The following is a 21,567-nucleotide window of genomic DNA, read 5'->3' as shown; positions in this document are numbered from 1 at the left end:
AGATAAATAGCTAAGAATAGCGTAAAAGCCTTCGATCTCTGTTTGTCGGCAGACATACGAGGAAACCATGACAACCAGGGATGGCTCATCACCAGCTATCCCTGACAATTTCCGGTTTATACGGAAATGTCGAAAACAGGGGTAATCAGTCCTTTCAAGGGGGAAACGCAATGCCCGAGTTCAAGAGTGTCCTCGCGGGGCTCGCGATCAGCACGGCGCTGGCCGGCGGAGTCGTCGCCATGGGCGCGGCGACCACTGTCACGAGCGCCAACGCGATGACCACCACGGTCACCGCCGCCGCCTTCCCGGCCTGGGGCGGCGGCTGCGGCGGCGGCGGCTGCGGCCGCGGCAACCGTCACAATTTCCACACCCGCCACCGCGAGCGCTTCAGGGTGTTCGAGAACAACGACAGCTTCAACCGCAACCGCCTGCACAACGACACCCGCTCCGACCGCGCCGTGCCCATCATCCGCGAGGAGCGCCGCCGTGACCGCGACGACGACAACCGTGGCAACAACGGCGGCAACAACGGCGGCGGCAACAACGGCCTTGGCGCCCCCCCGGTCTCCTAGTCACCTGACCAGGGTCACGCACCCCGATCGGGGCGCGGCACGGCCAGAGGCCGAAACCATGCGGCCGGACCCGCGATTGTGAGCGGCTCCGGAACCGTGACGGAGAGACAGGACACCGTATTCGCCACGATCACCGCTTCTCACCGAGAAGCAGCGACCGGACTTCGAATACGGGAACTTGAGGAGAAATCCCCGAGCCTCTGACTCTCAATACAGTGCGAGTTCTCATTTCTCACGAATTGCAGGCGGGGGTCCGCGGTTTTCGAACCGCGGGCCCCCGCTGTTGGTATCCGGCCCGCACCGCTCTCCCCCTCTTTCTCGGATATCAACCGAGCGGTACCCGCCTCGCCTCGGCCACCTCGACACCGACGCGGCCCGCCGGATCCAGCATCTCCAGCCATATTTCGCACACATGTTCTAAAATATCGCCGGACGGCCGTAAAGCACCACCAATGCGGCAGGTACCGCCATGGGCAATCCGATGCCGCGTCTTTCTCGGCGCGCGGCATCCGAGGTCGTACGCTGGGCGATGTCCGACGTTTGCAGGAACCGGGTCAGGACAGGAAACGTGCCGAAGTCCGGATGACGACAGGGGATGTCAGACATGAACGCGCGCGGCGACAGAGAGCATGGGAAAACGATCGACGATCTGTCCGAGGAGATCTCGATCGAGACACCCGAGGCCGACGCCGCCGAGCAGCGCCGGTCGGCACGCGAGGGCGGCCCCGGCTCGTCCGCCGACCTCGCCGCGGAGGCGGAGGTCGACCCCGCGGACGCCGCCGAGCAGAATCGGACCGCGCGCGAGGAGGACGAGGAGTGGCCCGATACCGTTCCCATGGAGGCCGATCCCGCCGACACCTTCGAGCAGCGACGCACGATCGAGCTCGATGAGGACGATTATCGCTGACCCCTGTTACCCGCGCGTAGGATGGCCCCAGACGCCAGGAGTTTCACCCGAGGAGACCACGTGACCGCTACCCCGGACGCCAAGCCCCGGGGCACCCGGCTGCCCCGGACAGCCCGCCGCCGCCAGCTGCTCAGCGCGGCGCAGGAGGTCTTCGTGGAGAACGGCTACCACGCGGCCGCGATGGACGAGATCGCCGAGCGGGCCGGGGTCAGCAAGCCGGTCCTCTACCAGCACTTCCCAGGCAAGCAGGATCTCTATCTGGCCCTGCTCGACCTGCATGTGGACGACCTGATCACCCGCTGCCGCGACGCCCTCGCCTCCACCACGGACAACAAGCAGCGTGTCCAGGCTGCGATCGGCGCGTTCTTCGACTTCGTCTCCAGCCAGGGTGAGGCCTTCCGGCTGGTGTTCGAGTCGGACCTGCGCAATGCCGCCCCGGTCCGCCAGCGCATGGAGCGCAACCTCCGGGAGAGCGCCGAGATGATCAGCCAGGTCATCCAGGAGGACACCGGCTGCTCCAGCGACGAGGCACGCCTGCTGGGTGTCGGGCTGGTCGGCATGGCCGAGGTCAGCGCGCGTTACTGGATCAGCAGCAACGGCTCCATCCCCAAGGACGCGGCCACCCAGCTCATCGCGCGTCTGTCGTGGCGCGGCATCTCCGGTTTCCCCCGCACCGTCGCCGATCACTGAGAACGTCCCGCGGCCCCGTGGCCACGGGACTTCTGTTCGCTTGGCGCGATCAACCGGCGCGTCGGACCTTCGATGGGGTGACCATGGGACGAGCAACCCTCATCGAAAGGGAGCAGGATGGAAATCAAGATCGGCGTACGTTCCGTGCACCGTGAACTCGTAGTGGAGACCGACCTCACGGCCGACCAGGTCGAGAGCGAGATCAGCGCCGCCCTCGCGTCCAGCGCCGGTGTCTTCACCCTTACCGATATCAGTGGCCGGAAGGTCATCGTCCCGATCGCGTCACTCGGCTTCATCGAGATCGGCGGGGAGGCGCTGCGTCCCGTCGGCTTCGGCGGCACACTCTGACGGATTCCGAGGCTCGCGCCAGATCGTCGTCCCCCGCCGGCACGGCGCGGTCCGCGGATCTGGCGTGAGCACCGGCGTCGGGTGAGCACCCCCTTACGGAGAGTGCGAGAGCGCCGGACAGCCCGGCACACGTCTCGCCTGGCTCAGAACCGCTCGTTCCCTCATGTGCCCGAGCACTCGTCCCGCTCGCCGAAACCGCAGCAGCGCGGACGCCTGACCCGGCGGAGATGTTCCCTGCCCCGGCCGACGGCCGGACACCCCGCGCCTCCTCTGCGTAACACGGGACGCGAGGTCCAGCGGTTCGGCCCACATCTCGTCAAGGAACTGCCATAGCGGCGCGAGGCCCTCATGTCTCGCACGCTACCGCTGTTCGGCGCCCCACGCGCCTTGATCCGCGGGACCGGTTCTCCTGCTCCGCCCCCGGCGAACAGGCCCTGGGCCGATCCAGCGGCCGGTCCGGGGGCGGAGGACACGCCCCCGGACGGCCATCCGGCCCCGTAGCGGGAGCCGGGATCCGGAAAACCGGCCGCACAGCCGGTGACACGCCCCGGACGGCCATCCGGTCCCCATACCGGAGACTCGGAGCCGGCGGTTCACAACCCCAGAGCGGCCATCCGGTTGCCGTGCTTCTCGGTCAGCCGGGCGAACATCCGGCCGATGTCCTCCCCCGCCGCGTCCACCAGCAGCGCCGCGAGCTCCGGTCTGGCCGCGGCCACGTGCTGTCCCTGGCTCAGCGCCTCCCCGACCAGCCGCCTGGCCCACAGCGCCAGCCGCCCGGCCTGCTTGGGGTCCTCCTGGAGCGCCGCGCCGACCCTCTCGACGGCGAACTGCGACCGTCCCTCGTCGGCGAGAACCTCCTCGACGAGGTTCCGCGTCCGGTCGTCCACGCCGATGGCCGCCTCGCGGTAGAAGTCGAGCGCGATCCCCGTGCCCACATACGCCTTCACCAGAGCCTCCAGCCAGTCTCCCGGGGTCGTCTGGGCATGCCAGTCGTCCAGTGGCCCCACGAAGGGCTCCATCGCCTCCTCGGGATCCACCCCGAGGTCGGCCAGCCGGTCGCGGAGCAGCTCGAAGTGCGCGTACTCGGCCGCCGCGAGGCCGCCGAGAGCCGCCCGATCGGTCAGCGAGGGGGCATACCGCGTGGCGTCCTCGGCGAGCCTGAGGAACGCCGTCAGCTCGGCGTAGGCGAGAACACCGAGCAGGTCGGAGACACCGGGAGGGGAATCGCTCATGGGGGCAGCCTACGATCTGATCGACCTCGCGATTCACCGGGAATACGAAGAAATCGGTTCTCCGTTGTGGTATCGAGTACACTGCTCTGTGAAAGTGCGACCGCACCGTGTTAATCCGGGATATCCACTCCCGGACGCCCCCAAAAGTCGGCGTGACGCCGCAGCGGTCGCTGATGACATGAGAAGGCTGGACCTTCCGCGAGGACCCGGCACGGGGAACACGTTTTCTGCCCGTGGTCCCGGCAGTCCTGCCTTCAACGGAGATTTAGGCAGGCCAAGCTGACGACGTTCCGAGACCTCGGAGTCACCCCAGAGATCGCCGATGCCCTTGAGACCGAGGGCATCATCGCGCCGTTCCCGATCCAGGAAATGGCACTCCCCCTGGCCCTCAACGGCCAGGACATCATCGGCCAGGCGCGCACCGGCACCGGCAAGACCTACGCCTTCGGCGTGGCGATGCTGCAGCGTGTCGGCAAGCCGAGGAAGAACCGCAAGAAGCCCCGCGGGCTGGTCGTGGTACCGACCCGCGAGCTCGCCGTTCAGGTCACCGAGGACCTCGTGACGGCGGCCGGCAAGCTCGGCTCGCGGATCCTCACCGTGTACGGCGGGCGCGCCTACGAACCCCAGATCGAGGCGCTCAAGCAGGGCGTCGACGTCATCGTCGGCACCCCGGGCCGCCTGCTCGACCTGGTCAAGCAGAAGCACCTCGACCTGAGCCAGATCGGGACGCTCGTCCTCGACGAGGCCGACCGGATGCTCGACCTGGGCTTCCTGCCCGACATCGAGCGCATCATCAAGCTCATCCCGGCGGAGCGGCAGACGATGCTGTTCTCCGCGACCCTGCCGGGCGAGATCGTCGCCCTGTCCAGGCGTTACCTCACCCGCCCCACCCACGTGCGGGCCGAGAACAACGACGCCGAGGCCGAGGCGACCCCGCAGACGACCCAGTTCGTCTGGCGCACGCACCGGATGGACAAGATCGAGATCGTCGGCCGCCTGCTGCAGTGCGAGGGCCGCGGGCTCACAATGATCTTCTGCGAGACCAAGCGCGCCTGCGACATGGTCGTCGAGCAGCTCAAGGAGCGCGGCTTCGCCGCCGCGGCCGTCCACGGCGACCTCGGCCAGGGCCAGCGCGAGCAGGCCCTGCGCGCCTTCCGCAACGGCAAGATCGACGTGCTGGTCGCGACGGACGTCGCGGCGCGCGGCATCGACGTCGACGACGTCACCCACGTCGTCAACTACGACTGCCCGCAGGACGAGAAGGCGTACGTACACCGGATCGGTCGCACCGGCCGGGCCGGCAAGACGGGCGTCGCGGTGACCTTCGTCGAGTGGGAGGACCTCACTCGCTGGAAGGTCATCAACAACGCGCTCTCGCTCCCCTTCCCCGAGCCGGTCGAGACCTATTCGACCTCCCCGCACGTCTTCAGCGATCTGGGCATCCCCGAGGGCACCAAGGGCGTGCTGCCGCGCGCCAACCGGTCCCGGGCGGGCCTGGCCGCCGAGGAGGTCGAGGATCTCGGCGAGACCGGGCGAATCCGCTCCCGCTCTCCCCGCAAGGGGCGTGAGGACGATCGTGAGGAGCGTCGTGAGCGTCCGGCACGCACGTCCCGCGAGCGCCGTCGCACTCGCGGCGGCCGTACCAGCGAGGAGATCTCCGCGCCGGTCACGGCCGAGGAGGTCCAGCCCGCTGAGTCCCCTGTCGTCGAGATCGCTGAGGTGGAGACGGACGTGGCACCCCGCAAGGACAGCCGTGACGACCAGTACGCCGCCGAGGCCGCGCCCCGCCGGGGCCGTGCCCGCAGGGCCGGGCTGAACCCCGAGGTGAGCCTCATCGGGGAGTCCGAGGCTTCGGCTCATTCCGATTCCGCGACGGACGAGCCGGTCCGCAGGCAGCGCCGTGCCAGGCGCGAGCAGGTGGCCGAGACCCCCGTGTGGAACGAGGAGCCGGTGGCGGAGTTCACCGCAGGCGTGGAGGACGACGTGGCCGAACACTGGGACGACGAGCCCGCGGCGGAGGTCTCCAGGCCCCGGCCGCAGCCCGAGAAGATCATTCCGTCGAGCCCGTTCGCGGTGATCTTCAAGTCTCCGGACCTGGCGTCGGACGACGACGAGATCGCCCCCTCGGCGGCCTCCGAGCGCGTGCAGAGCCGCCGCCGTCCGCAGATGCGCGGCCAGCAACGAGGAGTTCGCCGCCCGAACTAGCGGTGCAGGCCTTGAAAAAAAGGGGGTGCGACCATAACGGTGGCGCCCCTTTTCGCGCTCCTGGACGCACGGAGCGCTTTCACCGGACTGCCAGGGCGGATGCTCCGTCCGCCGGCGCGGCGAGGAGGCACCTCTCGGTTCTCTCTCGTCTCGCGGGTGCGGCTCGATAGGGTTGGGATGTTCCGCGACAGCCAAGCGAATCCTGTTTTTCCGAACGCGGCAGGACGTGCCGTGTCCGCGCGGGGAGGCTTCGGGATCGCCCGGGCCGGTGAACCGCGAACCGGCAGACCCGACCCGCAGGTCGGGTGCCGGAATCCCCGGCTTTCGAGCCGGGGGAGGACGTCAAAAGAGAGGTATCGTGGGGCTACGTGAGTACGCCGCGTTTTCTGACCATGCCTCCTGGCGTCCGTTCTCGCCAGATCGAGACGGCGGTGGGCACCTTCGCCGCCCTGGAGGCCCTGCCCGTCAGCGGCATTCCTGAGCGCTGGCCGGCCCTGCTGGTCCCCGGTCTGACGGGGAGCAAGGAAGACTTCATCGCGGTGCTGCAGACGCTCGCCCAGTCGGGCCGCCAGGTCATCGCGATCGACATGCGAGGCCAGTTCGAGTCGAACGGCCCCGACGACAGGAGCGCCTACACCTGCGCCGCGCTCGGCAACGACGTCGACGTGCTGGCCCAGGTGATCGGCCACGGAGGCCCGATTCACCTGGTCGGCCACTCCTTCGGCGGCCTGGTCACCCGGGAGGCGGTCATCGACGGCCGTACCCGGTTCGGGTCCTACACGCTCATGAGCTCCGGACCCGCCGCGATCGTCGGGCCCCGCGAGCACGCGGGGCGCATCATGATCTCGGAACTGCCCGACCTCGGGCTGGAGCACCTGTGGCACAACCGGATGGAGCCCGAGGCCCTGTCCGCCGGGGTCTCCGACGAGATCATCGCCTTCCTGCGCAAGCGACTGTTCGCCAACTCGCCCACCGGCATGTACACGATGACCGAGGAGGTGCTCTCCGCGCCTGACCGGTGCGACGAGCTCACCCAGGTCGACGTCGCCACCCTGGTCCTGTACGGCGAGCACGACGACGGCTGGCCGCCGCATATGCAGTCGGAGATGGCCCGCCGGCTGGACGCCGACTGCGTGGTGGTCCCCGGCGCGGCCCACTCCCCCGCGGTGGAGGCCCCGGAGACCACGGCCGCCGCACTCATCCGTTTCTGGAACGCCGCGGAGAGCCGGCCAAGAAGCTGACCTGGGGTTTCCCGCCAACGCGCCCCCTGTTGGACGCGTCGTCGAATGCCGTGTAATGATTTACTTACTATGGCGAGCATCGAAGACATCGTCGTCCAGCCTCCGCACACCGCGACCTGGCTGGTGCACATCGACCGCTCCATGTGGGTCGGCGGGGTCCGCGGCCTCATGCTCCAGGCCCTGCATCCCCTCGCGATGCGTGGCGTCTGGCAGAACTCCAACTTCCAGCAGGACCCGTTCGGGAGGCTCCGCCGCACGGCGGACTTCGTGGGCAGGGTCACCTTCGGCAGCCCCGCGGAGGCCGACGAGATCGGCCGCCGCGTCCGGGGAATCCACCGGCGGCTCCGCATCAACGACCCCGACACCGGCCGTACCCACCGGGTGGACGACCCGGAGCTGCTGCTCTGGGTGCACTGCGCGGAGGTCTCCTCCTACCTGACCGTGGCACGCCGGGCGGGCCTGGGGCTCAGCGACCGCCAGGCCGACCGCTACCTGGCCGAGCAGCGCCGCAGCGCCACCTACGTCGGCCTGCACGCCGAGGACGTGCCCGGCTCCCTGGCGGAGCTGGAGGGCTACCTCGCCTCGGTCCGCCCGGCGCTGAGGGTCACCCCCGAGGCCGCCTCCACCGTGCGCTTCCTGCTCTGGCCGCGACTGCCCGCCGAGCTGCGTGTCCTCGCCCCCGGCAAACCCGCCTACTTCCCCTTCGGCGCGCTCTGCTACTACTCGCTGCCCGACTGGGCCAGACAGATGTACGGCGTGCTGCCCGAGGTGCCGCCCAGCACGGTGACAGCGGCGCTGAGGGCGTTCCGGCTGACCATGAACTCGCTTCCCGAACACGTCCACGACCGGGCGTTCACCCCCGGCACCCGCGAAATGCTCGGGGCCTCCCGCGAGCGGCTCGCCGCCGCGGGTTACGACCTGAGCAAGGGGCTCAAGGGGCTGACCGACCCGCGCCGCTGGCCGGACCGGCTGCCCCGCACCGCCTGACGACGCGCCGCGCGGTCAGTCCGCGAGGGCGTCCCACGGCTCGCGGTCGCCGCTCGCGGCCTGGCCCTCGGGGCAGTGGCGGCGAAAGTCGCACCACGAGCACAGCGGGCCCGTACGGGGCGGGAAGGAGGCCTCGACCTCGGGCGGCACCGGGGGCGGGGTCCGGCCGATGCCCCTGGTCCGTGACGCGGCCGAGCCGGTCCTGCCGGGGCGGGTGGCCGACCATGCCCGGTAACGCTCGTCGGCCTCGGAGGCCTCGACGGCGATCTCCTCGGCTCGGCCAAGGTGCCGGGCCAGCGACTCGTCGGTGTGCTCCCACTCCACGACGGAGGCGGTCGGCAGGTGATGGAGCTCGACCCGGTGGCAGGGACGGTGCATCATCGCCGAGGAGGCGATGGCGTAGACCGCCAGCGCGAGCGAGGAACGGGCGTCGTCGGTGGTCAGCGGACGCCGGCCGGTCTTGTAGTCGACCACGACCAGCTCCTCGCCGCGCCGGTCGAGCCGGTCCACCCGGCCGGAGAGGGCCACGACGGAGGTGCGCGTGGCGACGGTGCGCTCGACACCGACCGGCTCCGCGGCGGGGTCGAGGCCCGCCACGTATCCGCGGACCATCTCCCCGGCCCGGTCACGCCAGGCGGCCGACTGCTCCGCGTCGCGGAACCCCTCGCTGATCCATCCCCTGGTGAGCAGGCTGACGGCGATCTCGGGCGTACGCCGCTCGTACGGCTCGCGCCACCAGGCGGCCAGGGCGTTGTGCACGCTGACGCCCACGCTGTTGTGCGCCCACGGCGGGCCCTTCTGCGGCGCGGGCCGATCCAGGTAGGTGAACCGGTAGCGCCGGGGGCAGTCCAGCCAGCTGTTCAGCCGCGACGGCGTGCAGGCATACAGCCGCCGCGGCATGCCATCCAGGGGAAGCTGGTCCATCGAGGGCTATTCGTCCCGGAGGTTCAGCCGGATCCCCGCCGCACGCGTGCCGTCGGTCAGCGGCCCCTCCTCCTGCTCCTGCGCCCCTCGGGTCAGCGAGCCGGAGAGCCAGGCGTCGAACTGAGGCTCCAGGTCGCCGATCGTGCTCTCCTCGCCGTGCGCGGGCAGCACCCGGGTGGCGTGGGGCAGGGTGAACAGCCGTCCGCCGATGGCGGTCAGCTGGTCGGCCAGGGCGGGATACTCACCGCCGACCCTGCCGGGGCCGTCGGCCTGGAGGGTCTTGCCGGTGAAGACCGCTTCCAGGGCCTCGCAGTAAAGCGAGACGCCACCGTGGGAGACGCCCGGGGTGGACATGACCTCCAGCTGGACACCGCCGACCTCGAACAGGCCCTCGTCCTCCATGTCGATGTCCGGCCAGGTGTCCGGCCAGGTCAGTCGCCACAGCGGCCTGTCCTTGGGGTGGAGGGCGATCACCGCCTCGTCTCTGGCCGCGACCTCGATGGCCGCGCCCACGTGGTCGGGCAGGCCGTGGGTGCAGATGATCGCCAGCACCTCCCGCTCGCCGACCTTCTCCAGGATCGCCTCCGCGTCGCGCGCGGGGTCGATGACGATGACATCCTCGTCGTCACCCAGGATCCACGTGTTGTTCTCGACCTTGTGCTCGACGCCGTCGACATCAACGACGCCCTCGGTCACCACTCGCTCGATACGCGCTGTCACGCTTCCGAACTTTACTGCCTCTCCCCACCCTCCGGTCCGGACGGAACGGTCAAAGGTTCGAATGCCGGGCGGGCGGTCAGAGGGCCGGGGCCTCCAGGCGCGGGGAGAACGCCCCGAAGGGCAGGTCGAGAGTCTGGTCGTGGTCGCGCAGATCGCGCAGGGACAGCTCGGCCAGGGTCATCAGGTAGCCGGCCTCGGCGGGCCACACGACCGCCCAGAGCCAGTTCCCCAGTGCCTCGCCCACGTAGACGGCCCGGTCACAGGCGGCGGTGACGCACCACAGGGCGGCCGGATGGCCCTTGACCTCGATCTTGGCGTGCGGCGGGCCCTGGTCGAAGCCGGTGCCGGGATCGGTGCTCTCCAACCCGGCGAACGCCGCGCCGAGCCCGACCCCGGGCTCCTCGGCGATGAGCAGCAGATCGGCGGGCCCGTAGGTCAGCGAAGGTCCGGAGACCGCGACCACCGTGGCCCGTACGCCGCTGCGCTCGTCACCCACGTGGGCGAACCCGGTGACCAGCCACCCCGTGGGCAGCGGCCACGGGACCCAGACGGGGACGCGGGAGATGCGGGTGATGGCCTCCACCGCGGCGGCGGAGGGAGGTATGGGTGGCTGGAACGGCAGCACATCACCGTGGGGACCGCATCTCCAGGAGCTTGACCAAGCACTCGGCGGACGTAGCGGGCCGAAACAGCGTGGGCATGTAGGGGCGGCTTTCACGCCTACCCACGCTGCTTCTTCGACGGCCCATCCGTCAAGAGGCCTGGTCGTTATCACGCCGTAATGTTGTTCACGTGCACGTAAATTGTGTGGGGGCGATCATCCTCGACGGCTCGGGGCGGATGCTTCTGGTCCGTCGCGGCAGGCCACCCGGGATGGGGCTGTGGTCCGTCCCCGGCGGCCGGGTCGAGCCGGGCGAGTCCGACCCCGAGGCGGTCATCAGAGAGGTTCTGGAGGAGACCGGCCTGACCGTCGTCCCCGGGCGCCTGGCGGGAACCGTCGACCGCCCAGGCCCCGGCGGTGCCCTCTACGAGATCCGCGACTACCTGGCCGAGGTCTCCGGCGGCACGCTCTCCGCCGGGGACGACGCCGCGGACGTCCGCTGGGTCACCCGCGCGGAGCTACAGCGGCTCCCGCTCACCCCCGGCCTGCTGGACGCGCTGGTCGAGTGGGCGGTCATCGCGCGGGAGTGAGCGGCGCGAGGTCCACCTCACCGTGTCGAGGTGAGCTTGGAGCGCCACAGGGTGAGGTGGTCCGCGCTGTAGGTGGTGGAGCGGCCCAGAGCCACGACCTGGCCGCCCAGGACCGCCACCGCGCCGAGCCACTGGGCTCCGTCGCCGTCCAGCCTGCCCTGGCTGGGGGTGTGGAGCTGCCAGTTCAGCCCGTCCTCCGAGGTCCAGGCCGCGCTGTCGCCCTCGCCTGGAACCCCGTACCAGCCCACGGCCACCACGCCCTCCGGCGTCGCGGCGAGATCCTGCACGGCGGACGCGGTGTCCCCGGGGAGCCAGGAGAACTCCCAGCTCGTCCCGTTGTCCGCGGACACCGCGCCGAAGGCCTTCTGGCCGTCCTCCGTCCTGGCCGTGCCGGCCACGACGATGTCCCCGCCGTACAGGACCACGTGCCGCAGCCCCGCCGACGTCGCCCCCGGAGGCAGGACCGGCTTGCGCGCGCTCCAGTTGACCCCGTCGGCCGACACCCAGACCACGCCGGTCTCGCGCTCGGCGGTGCCGGAGCCGCCGACGGCCACGTATCCGGACGAGGTCGCCGAGACGTCGTGCAGCCGCACGCCCGTACCGCCCGCGGGAAGCCTGGCCGCCCTGGAGTAGCGCTTGAGGTCGGCGGAGAACCACAGGACGGGCACGGTGGCGGCGGGGCCGCGGTCCTCACCCGCCATGACGTAACCGGAAGGGCCCGCCGCCACCGCGTGCGGGGCGAGGAAGTCGTGGTCGCCCGCCGGGGCGAGGGGGCCCAGCACCGGAACCCTGCGCCAGTTCTCACCGTCGGAGGAGGTGAGCAGCAGCGGCTCGGTGGAGGAGGCGTCGGTCATCGTGCTGCCCGCGGCCAGCCAGCCCCGCCTGCCGTGCGCGACGTCGGCGAGCGCCTGCCGCCTCGGGCCGCCGAGGAGCTGCGCCGGGCCGCCCGCCTTCCAGCTCTGGCCGTCGGCGCTGCTCCAGATCCCGGCGTCGCCTGAGACGGCACCCACCGCGACGAATTTGCCGTCGCCCGCGGCCACCCTGGCCGTCTCGCGGGCGGCTCTGGCCAGGCCCTCGATACCCCCCAGGGAGACCGGCCTCGGTTCTCCGCCCTTGGGCGCGGTGATGAGCACCACCCTGTTGTCCACGTCGGCGGCGCGCTCGTCGCCGCCGACGACGAGGGTGCCGGTGTCGGACAGGGCGAGCGCCCGCAGCGAGCCCGGTACCTCGCCGAGGTCTGTGGTCTTGCTCCAGTCCCGGCCGTCGGAGCTGGTGTGGACCGTGTAGCGCTCGAAGCCGGATTCGACGACCGCGGCCACCCCCGCCGAGGAGGAGGCCAGCCGCCTGACGCCGGAACCGTCGGACCCCAGGCCGGTGATGGTCCCGCAGGCCTTCCAGTCGGCGCCCTCGGGCGAGCAGTAGACGCGGACCTCGCCCTTGTCGCTGCGCTGCTGGGTCGGTACGAGGACGAACCCCCCGCCGGCCACGGCCAGCGCGCCCGGTTCGGGGATGACGTCGTTGAGCGCGGTGCCGGTCCGCTGCCAGCTCCCGCCTCCGTCGGCCGAACGCAGGATGACCGAGGTGGACTGCCCCTGGGCCGGGTCCGCCAGCGCGACCACGGCGTTCCCCCTGGCGACGACCGCCTTGATGCCCCGCACCTTGTCCGGCATGCCGATCTCCCGGGTCGCCACCCGTTTCCAGGCGCGCCCGTCGGGAGAGACCCAGGCGACGGCCCCGGTGGTGCCGTCGTCCAGCACGGCCGCGCCGACCGCGACGAAGCCCGAGTCGGTCCTGGCCAGGTCCATGATCTTGTCTCCGCGCGCGAAGGCGTCCAGCTCAGCGGGGTCGACGGCGGTCCAGCTGTAGCCGTCGGAGCTGGTCCACAGGCCGTGCCCCGAGCCGAGGGGGTCGTTGCCCGCCGCCAGCCAGCGACCGTCACCGCCCGCCACCCGGCCCACCGTGGTCGGCCCCGTCTCGTACCCCACCGGGCCGATCATCCTGCCCAGCTGCCAGGTCGTGCCGCCGTCGGGAGAGACCAGGAACAGCGGTCTGGGTACCGGGCTGGTGGTGTCGCTGCCGACCGCGACCATGACGGAGCCCACCGAGGCCACCGCGTTGAGAACCTGGTTGGAGCCGTTGCCGCCGACACCGGCCCGCGGCACGAAGTTCTCGTCGCCCGAGCCCGCCTCGTCGCCGACCAGCCGGAGACCGGTGGCGAACGGGCTGCTCACCCAGCCCCACAGGGCCAGGCCGCCACCGACCGCGACGGTGAGGACCATGACCATCAGGAACGGGATCACCAGGCCCCTGCCACGCCTGCGCCTGGTCGGGCTGGACCGGCGTACCGCGGAGGGCGCGGCGGCCGAGCGGTGATGCCGCCCGCCGTTGGGGCCCCGCCTGCCGGGCGGGCCCTCCGCGACGAGCAGGTCGGGCCTGGCGGGTCTGCCACCGGGCGGGCGCCCTACCCGGCGTACGGGCTCGAAATCGTCCTCGACGGGCGTGCCGGGCCCCTCAGGCTCGGGTCCCGGCTCCGATTCGGAGGTCGGCCCGGGTGTCGAGCCGGGTTCCGGAGTGGGCGCCGGTTCCGGCGTCGCCGGAATGCTCGGTCCCATCCTGATCCGGTCCTCGGGCGCGGGAGGCGGGGGCTGCGGGGGCTGCGGGGGCACTGTCCGCCCGTCCTTGCCCCGCTCGCGGGCCGGCCCCGAGGCGACCAGGAGATCGGGCCGGTCCGCCCTCCTCCTGCCCCTGCGCTCGGGCGTCGGCCCCGAGGCGACCAGGAGGTCAGGGCGGTCCACCAGGCGCGGGCGCCCTCGCTCCGGTACGGCGTGGCGGCCCTGCCCCGTACCCCGTTCCTCCACGGGCTCCTCGGCGAGGTGATCGGTGGCGAGGTGGTCGGGGGCGGGGGGTTCTGCCGGGGACGACTGCCCGGCGGGCTGGGGGGTGGGGGCGTAGGGCTGGGCGTACGGACGGCGCCGCTCGCCGCCGAGTCCTTCCGGGCGGGCCCGGGGCGGCTCGCCGTCGTCCGGGGTCGGCGCCGCGAACGGCGGGAGCATCCACGGGGAGGCCATGGAGAGCCCGCGCGCGTCGTCGCCGGAGGGACCCGGCGGGGAGTGCTGGATCGTCGGCGGGGACGCGTGTGGCTCCTGGGACCCGCCTGCACGCATGGCATCGTCGTGAACGCCGCCGTCATCCGCCGGCCACTCTCGCGAGCGCGGGTCGTGGGGGCCCGAGGCCACGCTCAGCACCTCCTCGCAGGAAGCCCGTTTCAGCCCGGAGTCGGCACCCCGGACCGTTCCAGTCGTCTCCGTAACGGTAGGCCGCAACCCCTACGGATGCGGCAAATCGCACGCGACCCTACTACTACCCCGTTCTCCGGAAACGATCACCTCCCGCGGCCGACCGGCCGCACCTCTGCCGTACACAGTCAAGAGCAACACGTCCCGGCCGCGATGACGAGACCTCTCTAGTCAGATTTATCAGCCGGGCGCCTGGATTATCATGATTTGTCCATAAAAATCCTGAAACACACCAGCCCGCCGAGACCCGTGAAACCCCCGGCTCACCCCCGCCCGCCCACCGCGGCCCACCTCATGTCAACCGCCGACATGTGACCCCCGCCGGTGTCAGGCCGTGGGCGGTGTGAAGGCCGTGGTTCGTGCGAGACCGGCGGCCCTGCCCTTCGCCACCACCACCAGCGCCATCTTTCTGGACGCCTCGTCGATCATCTCGTCGCCGAGCATGACCGCGCCGCGCCTCTCGACCGTCGTGTAGTACTCGTACGCGTCGAGGATCAGCTCGGCGTGGTCGTAGTCCTCCTGCGACGGCGAGAACACCTCGTTCGCGGCCTCGATCTGGGTCGGGTGGAGCACCCACTTCCCGTCGAGCCCCAGCGCCGCGGCCCGGCCCGCCACCCGGCGGAAGCCGTCCAGGTCCTTGATCGCCAGGTAGGGGCCGTCGATGGCCTGCAGGCCGTGCGTCCGGGCGGCCATCAGGATGCGCATCAGGATGTAGTGGTAGGCGTCGCCCTCGGTGTAGCCGGGCGGCTGCTCACCGACCACCAGGGTCCGCATGTTGATCGAGGCCATGAAGTCGGCCGGGCCGAAGACGAGCGTCTCCAGGCGCCGGGACGCGCCGCCGATGGCGTCCACGTTCACCAGGCCCTTGGCGCTCTCGATCTGGGCCTCGATGCCGATCCTGCCGACGGTGAGGCCGTTCGCCTTCTCGATCTGGGTGAGCAGCGTGTCGAGCCACATCACCTGGGCCGCGTCCTCCACCTTGGGCAGCATCAGGCAGTCGACGAACTCCCCCGCGCCCTCCACGACCTCGATGACGTCGCGGTAGGTCCACTGGGTGCCGAGGTCGTTGACCCTGACGACCCTCGTCCTGCCCGACCAGTCGCCCTCGCGCAACGCCGCCACGATGTTCTTGCGCGCCCCCTCCTTGGCGAGGGGCGCGACGGAGTCCTCCAGATCGAGGAAGACCTCGTCGGCCGGGAGCCCCTGGGCCTTCTCCAGGAATCGGGGGTTGCTGCCGGGCACCGCGAGACATGAACGCCGAGAACGCATGGGCACACGCTAGCGCCCGCGGGAAAGCAGACCGGCGGCCGGGCGGCGCTATGGCGTCCGGACAAAGACCTCCCCCTGTTCTTGGCGGCGATCTCGCAGGGCTTTTGCCGGAGATCTCACAAGAATGAGCGTCAAGAACCTGCAAAGGAGACACGCACCATGGCAAACGCTTCCTCTGTGACCAGGCCCGCCGTACTGTCCGACCTCATCCCGGGCTCCCGTACCCGCGACGTCGCGCTGGTGGTCGGCGGCGCCGCCCTGACGGGCCTGGCGGCGCAGCTCAGCTTCCCGCTGCCCGGCTCGCCCGTCCCGGTCACCGGCCAGACCTTCGCGGTCGTGCTGGTCGGCGCGGCCCTCGGCATGAACCGCGCGGCGCTGAGCATGGCGCTCTACCTGCTGGTCGGTCTCGCGGGCGTGCCGTGGTTCGCCGGCGGCACCTCCGGCTTCGGCGGCGCGTCCTTCGGGTACGTCATCGGCTTCATCGCCGCCGCGGCCGTGGTCGGCAAGCTCGCCGAGCGCGGCGGCGACCGCACCGTCCCGCGCACCGTCGGCACGATGATCCTGGGCAACCTGGTCATCTACGCCTTCGGCCTGCCGGTCCTCATCGCCGTCGCCCAGGTGGACCTCGCCACCGGCCTCGCGGTGGGCGTGCTGCCCTTCCTGCTCGGCGACGCCCTCAAGATCGCCATCGCGGCCGGGCTGCTCCCGGCCGCCTGGAAGCTCTCCCGGCGCTGACCTCACGGCGCGTACGGCCTGTACCGCCCCAAGGGGAGGAACAGGCCGTACATTCGTCTCATGGGTGTGATCGAGGAGGGCGCCAAGAAGTCGAGCGTCCTGTGGCTGTCGCTGGACCGGCCCCGGCTGGCCTGGCACACCTGGTACGACGGTGCGATCTACTTGGTCACCGGCGGGGGCGAGCAACCGCTGCCGGGGCTGGCCGAGGCCGATGAGGTCCGGGTGACGCTGCGCAGCAAGGACAACGGCGGGCGCCTGGTGGCCTTCGACGCCGGCGTGGAGGTGATGGACCAGACGAAGGCCGCCGACGCGGTGGCCGCGCTCGCCAAGGAGCGGCTCAACGCCCCCGACGGCGCGAGACTGGTGGAGCGCTGGGCCGCCGCCTCCCAGGTGATCCGGCTCATCCCACGGGAGCCGGCTTCCTGACCTCCGGCACGGGCACGGGCGGCACGACCGTGGCCCGCTGGGCCAGGTAGGCGCCGATCAGGACGATCACGCCACCCGCGATCTGGAAGGGTCCGAGCGCCTCGCCCAGCAGGATCCAGGCGACCACCGCCCCGGCGATGACCTCAAGCGAGGCGACGGTGGAGCCGATGGCGGCCGACAGGCGGCGTACCGCCAGCACGCCGAGGATGTAGGCGATGACCGTGGCGATCACGATCAGGCAGACCAGCGCCGCGGCCACCGGCAGCGAGTAGCCGCCCACGGGTGTGGCCGTCCCGCCGAACACCTCCCAGGGGATGTTCCAGGGCTGGGAGATCGGGGCGAGCGCCACCGCGGCGCCGAGCAGCCCCCAGGCGACCAGCCCGAGCGGATCGATCTCGTCGCCGAAGCTGTCGTTGAGCAGGAAGTATCCGGTGCTGCACGCCGCCGCGGCGAGGGCGAGGAGCAGTCCCACCGGGTCCAGGGCGAGACCCGACCAGACCTCCACCACGATGCCGAGGCCGAGCACGGCGACGGCGGCCCCGGCGAAGGCCGCCCGCGACAGCCGTACCCGCCGGACGAACCGTACCCAGAGCACCACCAGCACCGGCGAGGTGTACTCGATCAGCAGGGTGACGCCGACCGGCAGCCGGGTGATCGCCGCGAAGAAGAGCGCCTGCACACCGGCCACCGCGATCACCGCGTACGCCGCGAAGAACGGCAGCCGCGAACGCGGGATGCGCAGGGCCGAGGGCCGGGCCACCGCGAGGACGCCGACGAGCAGCAGCCCGGCGCCCGCCATGCGTACCCAGACCGCCTCCAGCGGGGCCAGCCCCGCCGCGCCCACGTATTTGGCCATGGGGCCCGAGAAGGCGAAACAGAGGGACGACGCGAGTGCGATCAGCAGTCCTGCACGTCTCATGAAACACCATTCCCGTAATTACCATTGTGCACCTTTGATGCTGTCATGTCGGGATACCGGCCAGCAAATCGATTCCGGCATGTGAGCCGGGGAGCGTGGCAGCAGCCGGTAGGCCCGAGACGCGGCCTACGCTTCAAATGTGAGGATCTTCATCGCGCGTCTCGCCGGTACCCCGGTCTTCGACCCCGCCGGGGACCAGATCGGCCGGGTCCGTGATGTGGTGGTGGCCATCGCCGGCAGCGCGCCGCCGCATGTGCACGGGCTGGTCGTCGAGGTGCAGCCCCGGCGCCGGGTCTTCCTGCCGATCACCCGGATCCGGTCCGCCCAGACGGGTTCCGTGGTCTTCAGCGGCCAGCTCAACATGCGCAGGTTCGAGCAGCGGGCGACCGAGACCCTGGCCGTCGCCGAGCTGCTCGACCTCGGTGTGGAGGTCGACGGCGAGCGGATGACGGTCCTGGACCTGGCCATGGAGCAGACCAGGCGCGCCGAGTGGCTGGTCACCAAGGTGGCGGTGGTCCCGAGCACGCCCGGCATGGGGCTGCGCCGACGCGGCGCGACCAGAGTCGTCGACTGGGCCGAGGTCCACGGCTTCGGCGCCGTCCAGAAGGACCAGGGCGCCGCCAACCTGCTGGTCGCCTTCGAGTCGATGCGCGCCGCCGACCTGGCGGGGGCACTGCACGAGTTGCCGGACAAGCGGCGGGTCGAGGTGGCGGCGGCCCTTGACGACGTACGGCTCGCCGACGTGCTGGAGGAGCTCCCCGAACGGGATCAGATCAGCATTCTGAGCAGGCTCTCCCCTGACCGGGCCGCGGACGTGCTGGAGGAGATGGACCCCGACGACGCGGCCGACCTGCTGCAGGACCTCCCCGCCGAGCAGGCCGAGGCGCTGATGGCGCTGATGGAGCCCGAGGAGGCCGCGCCGATCAGGCGGCTGCTGATCTACCCGGAGAACACCGCGGGCGGGATGATGACGAGCGAGCCGGTGGTCCTGCCGCCGAACGCGACGGTCGCCGAGGCGCTGGCCAACATCCGCCAGCGCGAGCTCACTCCCGCGGTGGCCGCGCAGGTCTACGTGGCCAGGCCGCCCATCGAGACGCCCACCGGCCGCTTCCTCGGCCTGGCCCACTTCCAGCGGCTGCTGCGCGAGCCGCCGTCCACACTGCTCGGCAGCATTCTGGACACCTCCCTCGACCCGATCAGGCCGGAGTTCACCCTGAACCAGGTGACCTTCTACCTGGCCACCTACAACCTGGTGGCGGCTCCCGTGGTGAACGAGGCCGGGCGCCTGGTCGGGGCCGTCACGGTGGACGACGTGCTCGACCACCTGCTGCCCGAGGACTGGCGCGAGCAGGAGGACAGGCATGGCTGACCGCCTCGACCAGCCCAGACAGCCCGGCCTGCGGCTCCGTCCGCACTACGACCCCGAGGCGTTCGGGCGGCTCTCCGAACAGATCGCCCGCTTCCTCGGCACCGCGAGGTTCCTGGTCTACATGACGGTCTTCGTCACCGTCTGGGGCCTGTGGAATGCCTTCGGCCCCCCGCCGCTGCGGTTCGACCCCTACCCGTTCATCTTCCTGACGCTGATCCTGTCCCTGCAGGCCTCGTACGCGGCGCCGCTGATCCTGCTCGCCCAGAACCGGCAGGCCGACCGTGACCGGGTCCAGAACGAGCACGACCGCAGGGCCGCGGAACGGAACCAGGCCGATCTGGAGTACCTCACCCGGGAGGTCGCCGCCCTGCGCATGGCGGTCGGCGAGGTGGCCACCCGCGACTACATCCGCTCGGAACTGCAGCGCCTCCAGGAGGATCTCCAGGAGCCGCGAACGTCCACGGAGGCGTGAAAGACGGGTCGCGCGCCGGGTGTCCCGGCGCGCGACCCGCGCGAACCTCAGCGGTCTAGAAGAACTGGTTCTCCGGCACCGGCAGGTCCAGTCGCGCCGGGCCCTGCCACCTGGCCGTGTCCTTCGGCACGTCGGCGCTGCCGAGGGTGCTGATCGCCAGCGGGATCACGACCTTGCTCCCCGCCAGGTCGACGGTGACGTTCGCGCCGGTGGCCCGCTCGGCGCTGTAGGTCGAGTCGGTGCCGGCGATCACGAGGGCCAGCCTGTGTCCCTTCTTGAAGACGTACTCCTGCGGCAGCGTCTCCCAGCTGACCCTGCCGTACGTGCCCGGGGGCAGTGGCGAGGGCTCGCTGAGCGAGTCGCGGTTCTGCACGTCGATCCAGCCACGGGCGACGATCTCCAGTGGCCGGGTGGCCCGGTTGGTGACGACCTGCCGGTAACAGGCGTCGTCGGAGGCCGTGCTCTCGCCGTGGCAACTCTCCTCGGCGACCGTGGTGATGCCCTGGCCCCGCCGCCAGTCGACCCGGGTGTCCTCGCCGAAGTCGACGAGGAGCGCGGTCAGGTTCGAGGTGGGCCTGTCGAGCGCGACGCGCAGGTCCACCACGGGCGTGCCGGACAGCCGCAGGTCCAGCGGCAGCTCGCCGGTGGTGAAGGCCACCCGCCCCGGCTTGACGGTGCCGACGTCGGCCACCATCGCGTCCTCGGACTGGCGGATGTCGGTGAACGTAGCGGTCTGCCCCTTCCTGGCCGGTACGAGGCCGAACGAGCCGTCGGCCGCGGGGCGGAAGGGGACCTTCAGGGAGAGCGGGGCGGGCCAGTCGCGCTGGGTGATCCAGCGGTCGAGGCTGGTCTGCACGTCGGCGCGGGGCTCTCGCATGATGCCGTTCTGCACGCCGAGCAGCCAGTAGTCGAACCAGCGGTGCAGCGTGTCGACCCAGAGGTCACGACGGCCCTCGAAGTCGAAGGGGTCGACGTGCTGGTACTGCCCGACCCAGATCTTGCGGGGCACGTTCCTGCCGGCCAGCGCCTGCCACCACTTGGAGAAGTTGTCGGGCCTGACGTTGAGGTCGTTGACCGTGTGCACGGCGAAGACGCTGGCGCGCACCTTGGAGACATCGGCCATCGAGCCCGCGATGTAGTCGCGCTCGGCCCAGAAGCCGTTGTAGTCGCCGGTGTCGTCGCCGTCCTCGGCGTCCAGCCGCGCCCGCACCGCGGCGCACTTGGCCTCGGGGTCGGTGTCGACGTAGTTCCCCAGCCACGACATGTAGTCGTAGTTGTAGATCACCCCGTTGGAGCGCTGGTATTTGTACCAGGAGCTGATCGCCGAGATCGGGACGATGGTCTCCAGCCCCTGCACGCCGGTCGCCGCCACGGCGTTGGCCAGCGTGCCGTCGTACGACTTGCCGATCATCGCGGCCTTGCCGGTGGTCCAGTCCGCGACCGCGGGCGTGCCGTCGGGGTGGTAGGCGGTGGCGCGGCCGTTCAGCCAGTCGATCACGGCCTTACCGCCCAGCACGTCGGCCTGCCCGCCGACGTCGGGACAGCCGTCGGACCTGGTGGTGCCGATCATGTCGACATTGAGGACGGCGTAACCGCGCGGTACGAAGTAGTTGTCGTAGAACAGCGGGAATTTCACTACGTTCCCGGCGGCGTCATAGACCTTCCGCTCGGCCTCGTTACCCCGGCCGGAGTTGTCGTAGTACGGACTCTCATCGATGATCACCGGCACCTTGAGCCCGGGACCCGATTCCTTCGGCCTGATGATGTCGACACGGACCCGGTCCGGCCTCCCATCGGAGTCGCTGTCGACACCCGACTCGACGTAGACGTGCTCGCGGACGGCGTCGGCGTAGGAGAAGACCGGTTGGGACCGTCCCCGCTCGACGGTGAGGGATGGCTGGGTGGCCGCGTGGGCTGGGGTGACGCCCGCCGCGAGAACCGCGAGGACGATAAGGGCTGCCCGTAACTTCGGCAAGCGGAGCCTCCAGAACAACTAGGGAAACATCCGCAATATCAATCTTTGTCCGTATAGTCCGCAAGATCCTTTATGTGTTCGACATCACC

Annotated in this window: 20 protein-coding genes; 12 read left to right on the top strand and 8 right to left on the bottom strand. The window is 70.7% G+C overall.

All coding sequences use genetic code 11. The features are described 5' to 3' along the window. Positions 1–170: 170 nt before the first annotated feature. From ACWD3H_RS09745 to ACWD3H_RS09730, 4 genes are all read left to right on the top strand, one after another. Positions 171–572, top strand: coding sequence for a hypothetical protein (locus tag ACWD3H_RS09745; protein WP_451954641.1), 402 nt, complete (start codon positions 171–173; stop codon positions 570–572). A 604-nt stretch (positions 573–1,176) separates the two neighbouring features. Beyond that, positions 1,177–1,479 carry a hypothetical protein gene (locus tag ACWD3H_RS09740; RefSeq protein ID WP_451954640.1) on the top strand — a complete coding sequence of 101 codons (303 nt, stop codon included), beginning with the start codon at positions 1,177–1,179 and terminating at the stop codon, positions 1,477–1,479. A 60-nt stretch (positions 1,480–1,539) separates the two neighbouring features. After that, a complete protein-coding gene (locus tag ACWD3H_RS09735; protein WP_030910552.1) occupies positions 1,540–2,169 on the top strand; it encodes a TetR/AcrR family transcriptional regulator in 630 nt (209 codons plus the stop codon). A 117-nt stretch (positions 2,170–2,286) separates the two neighbouring features. Next, positions 2,287–2,517 (top strand): DUF3107 domain-containing protein, encoded by a 231-nt coding sequence (locus tag ACWD3H_RS09730; RefSeq protein WP_451954639.1) that lies wholly within the window; start codon positions 2,287–2,289, stop codon positions 2,515–2,517. A 593-nt stretch (positions 2,518–3,110) separates the two neighbouring features. Here the strand turns inward: ACWD3H_RS09730 and ACWD3H_RS09725 are convergent. Then, complete coding sequence (locus ACWD3H_RS09725; protein ID WP_451954638.1) at positions 3,111–3,749, bottom strand: ferritin-like fold-containing protein; 639 nt, start codon at positions 3,747–3,749, stop codon at positions 3,111–3,113. A 369-nt stretch (positions 3,750–4,118) separates the two neighbouring features. On the opposite strand from ACWD3H_RS09725, the gene ACWD3H_RS09720 reads away from it, so the two are divergent. From ACWD3H_RS09720 to ACWD3H_RS09710, 3 genes are all read left to right on the top strand, one after another. After that, positions 4,119–5,954, top strand: coding sequence for a DEAD/DEAH box helicase (locus ACWD3H_RS09720; RefSeq protein WP_451954637.1), 1,836 nt, complete (start codon positions 4,119–4,121; stop codon positions 5,952–5,954). 368 nt (positions 5,955–6,322) lie between these two features. Further along, positions 6,323–7,195 (top strand): alpha/beta fold hydrolase, encoded by an 873-nt coding sequence (locus tag ACWD3H_RS09715; protein ID WP_355565657.1) that lies wholly within the window; start codon positions 6,323–6,325, stop codon positions 7,193–7,195. A gap of 69 nt (positions 7,196–7,264) precedes the next feature. After that, positions 7,265–8,182, top strand: a complete 918-nt coding sequence (locus ACWD3H_RS09710) for an oxygenase MpaB family protein (RefSeq protein WP_451954636.1) — start codon at positions 7,265–7,267, stop codon at positions 8,180–8,182. A 15-nt stretch (positions 8,183–8,197) separates the two neighbouring features. On the opposite strand, the gene ACWD3H_RS09705 is transcribed toward ACWD3H_RS09710, so the two are convergent. The 3 genes from ACWD3H_RS09705 to ACWD3H_RS09695 all read right to left on the bottom strand — a co-directional run bounded on the left by ACWD3H_RS09705 (position 8,198) and on the right by ACWD3H_RS09695 (position 10,544). Beyond that, positions 8,198–9,082 carry a RecB family exonuclease gene (locus ACWD3H_RS09705; protein WP_451954635.1) on the bottom strand — a complete coding sequence of 295 codons (885 nt, stop codon included), beginning with the start codon at positions 9,080–9,082 and terminating at the stop codon, positions 8,198–8,200. Positions 9,083–9,112: 30 nt separating this feature from the next. Further along, positions 9,113–9,826 (bottom strand): MBL fold metallo-hydrolase, encoded by a 714-nt coding sequence (locus tag ACWD3H_RS09700; RefSeq protein WP_355565667.1) that lies wholly within the window; start codon positions 9,824–9,826, stop codon positions 9,113–9,115. A gap of 76 nt (positions 9,827–9,902) precedes the next feature. Then, positions 9,903–10,544 carry a DUF6758 family protein gene (locus tag ACWD3H_RS09695; protein ID WP_451954634.1) on the bottom strand — a complete coding sequence of 214 codons (642 nt, stop codon included), beginning with the start codon at positions 10,542–10,544 and terminating at the stop codon, positions 9,903–9,905. Positions 10,545–10,618: 74 nt separating this feature from the next. Between ACWD3H_RS09695 and ACWD3H_RS09690 the strand changes: the two genes are divergently transcribed. Beyond that, positions 10,619–11,017 carry an NUDIX hydrolase gene (locus ACWD3H_RS09690; RefSeq protein WP_451954633.1) on the top strand — a complete coding sequence of 133 codons (399 nt, stop codon included), beginning with the start codon at positions 10,619–10,621 and terminating at the stop codon, positions 11,015–11,017. A 17-nt stretch (positions 11,018–11,034) separates the two neighbouring features. Here the strand turns inward: ACWD3H_RS09690 and ACWD3H_RS09685 are convergent, their stop codons facing one another. Both ACWD3H_RS09685 and ACWD3H_RS09680 read right to left on the bottom strand, forming a co-directional pair. Further along, a complete protein-coding gene (locus tag ACWD3H_RS09685) occupies positions 11,035–14,181 on the bottom strand; it encodes a hypothetical protein (RefSeq protein ID WP_451954632.1) in 3,147 nt (1,048 codons plus the stop codon). 459 nt (positions 14,182–14,640) lie between these two features. Beyond that, positions 14,641–15,582, bottom strand: coding sequence for an HpcH/HpaI aldolase/citrate lyase family protein (locus tag ACWD3H_RS09680; RefSeq protein WP_350921824.1), 942 nt, complete (start codon positions 15,580–15,582; stop codon positions 14,641–14,643). Between the two features lie 159 nt (positions 15,583–15,741). Here ACWD3H_RS09680 and ACWD3H_RS09675 point away from each other — a divergent pair, with 159 nt between their 5' ends. Together ACWD3H_RS09675 and ACWD3H_RS09670 are read left to right on the top strand one after the other, a co-directional pair. Then, on the top strand, positions 15,742–16,317 hold the full coding sequence (locus ACWD3H_RS09675) for a biotin transporter BioY (RefSeq protein ID WP_451954631.1): 576 nt from the start codon (positions 15,742–15,744) through the stop codon (positions 16,315–16,317). A 60-nt stretch (positions 16,318–16,377) separates the two neighbouring features. Next, positions 16,378–16,743 carry a hypothetical protein gene (locus ACWD3H_RS09670; RefSeq protein ID WP_355565683.1) on the top strand — a complete coding sequence of 122 codons (366 nt, stop codon included), beginning with the start codon at positions 16,378–16,380 and terminating at the stop codon, positions 16,741–16,743. On the opposite strand, the gene ACWD3H_RS09665 is transcribed toward ACWD3H_RS09670, so the two are convergent. Then, positions 16,718–17,662: an EamA family transporter gene (locus ACWD3H_RS09665; RefSeq protein ID WP_451954630.1), complete on the bottom strand. Its 945-nt coding sequence runs from the start codon at positions 17,660–17,662 to the stop codon at positions 16,718–16,720. The two genes, ACWD3H_RS09670 and ACWD3H_RS09665, sit on opposite strands and share 26 nt — an antisense overlap. Before the next feature lie 139 nt (positions 17,663–17,801). Here ACWD3H_RS09665 and ACWD3H_RS09660 point away from each other — a divergent pair, with 139 nt between their 5' ends. Together ACWD3H_RS09660 and ACWD3H_RS09655 are read left to right on the top strand one after the other, a co-directional pair. Further along, a complete protein-coding gene (locus tag ACWD3H_RS09660) occupies positions 17,802–19,031 on the top strand; it encodes a magnesium transporter MgtE N-terminal domain-containing protein (RefSeq protein WP_355565689.1) in 1,230 nt (409 codons plus the stop codon). Further along, a complete protein-coding gene (locus ACWD3H_RS09655) occupies positions 19,024–19,503 on the top strand; it encodes a DUF1003 domain-containing protein (RefSeq protein WP_350921812.1) in 480 nt (159 codons plus the stop codon). Before ACWD3H_RS09660 ends, ACWD3H_RS09655 begins: the two co-directional genes overlap by 8 nt. Positions 19,504–19,558: 55 nt before the next feature. On the opposite strand, the gene ACWD3H_RS09650 is transcribed toward ACWD3H_RS09655, so the two are convergent. Then, a complete protein-coding gene (locus ACWD3H_RS09650; protein ID WP_451954629.1) occupies positions 19,559–21,478 on the bottom strand; it encodes a Xaa-Pro dipeptidyl-peptidase in 1,920 nt (639 codons plus the stop codon). Positions 21,479–21,567: the final 89 nt, after the last annotated feature.

The sequence above is a fragment of the Streptosporangium sp. NPDC002607 genome, assembly GCF_053592655.1.
This window is presented reverse-complemented; position numbering and strand designations above follow the sequence as displayed.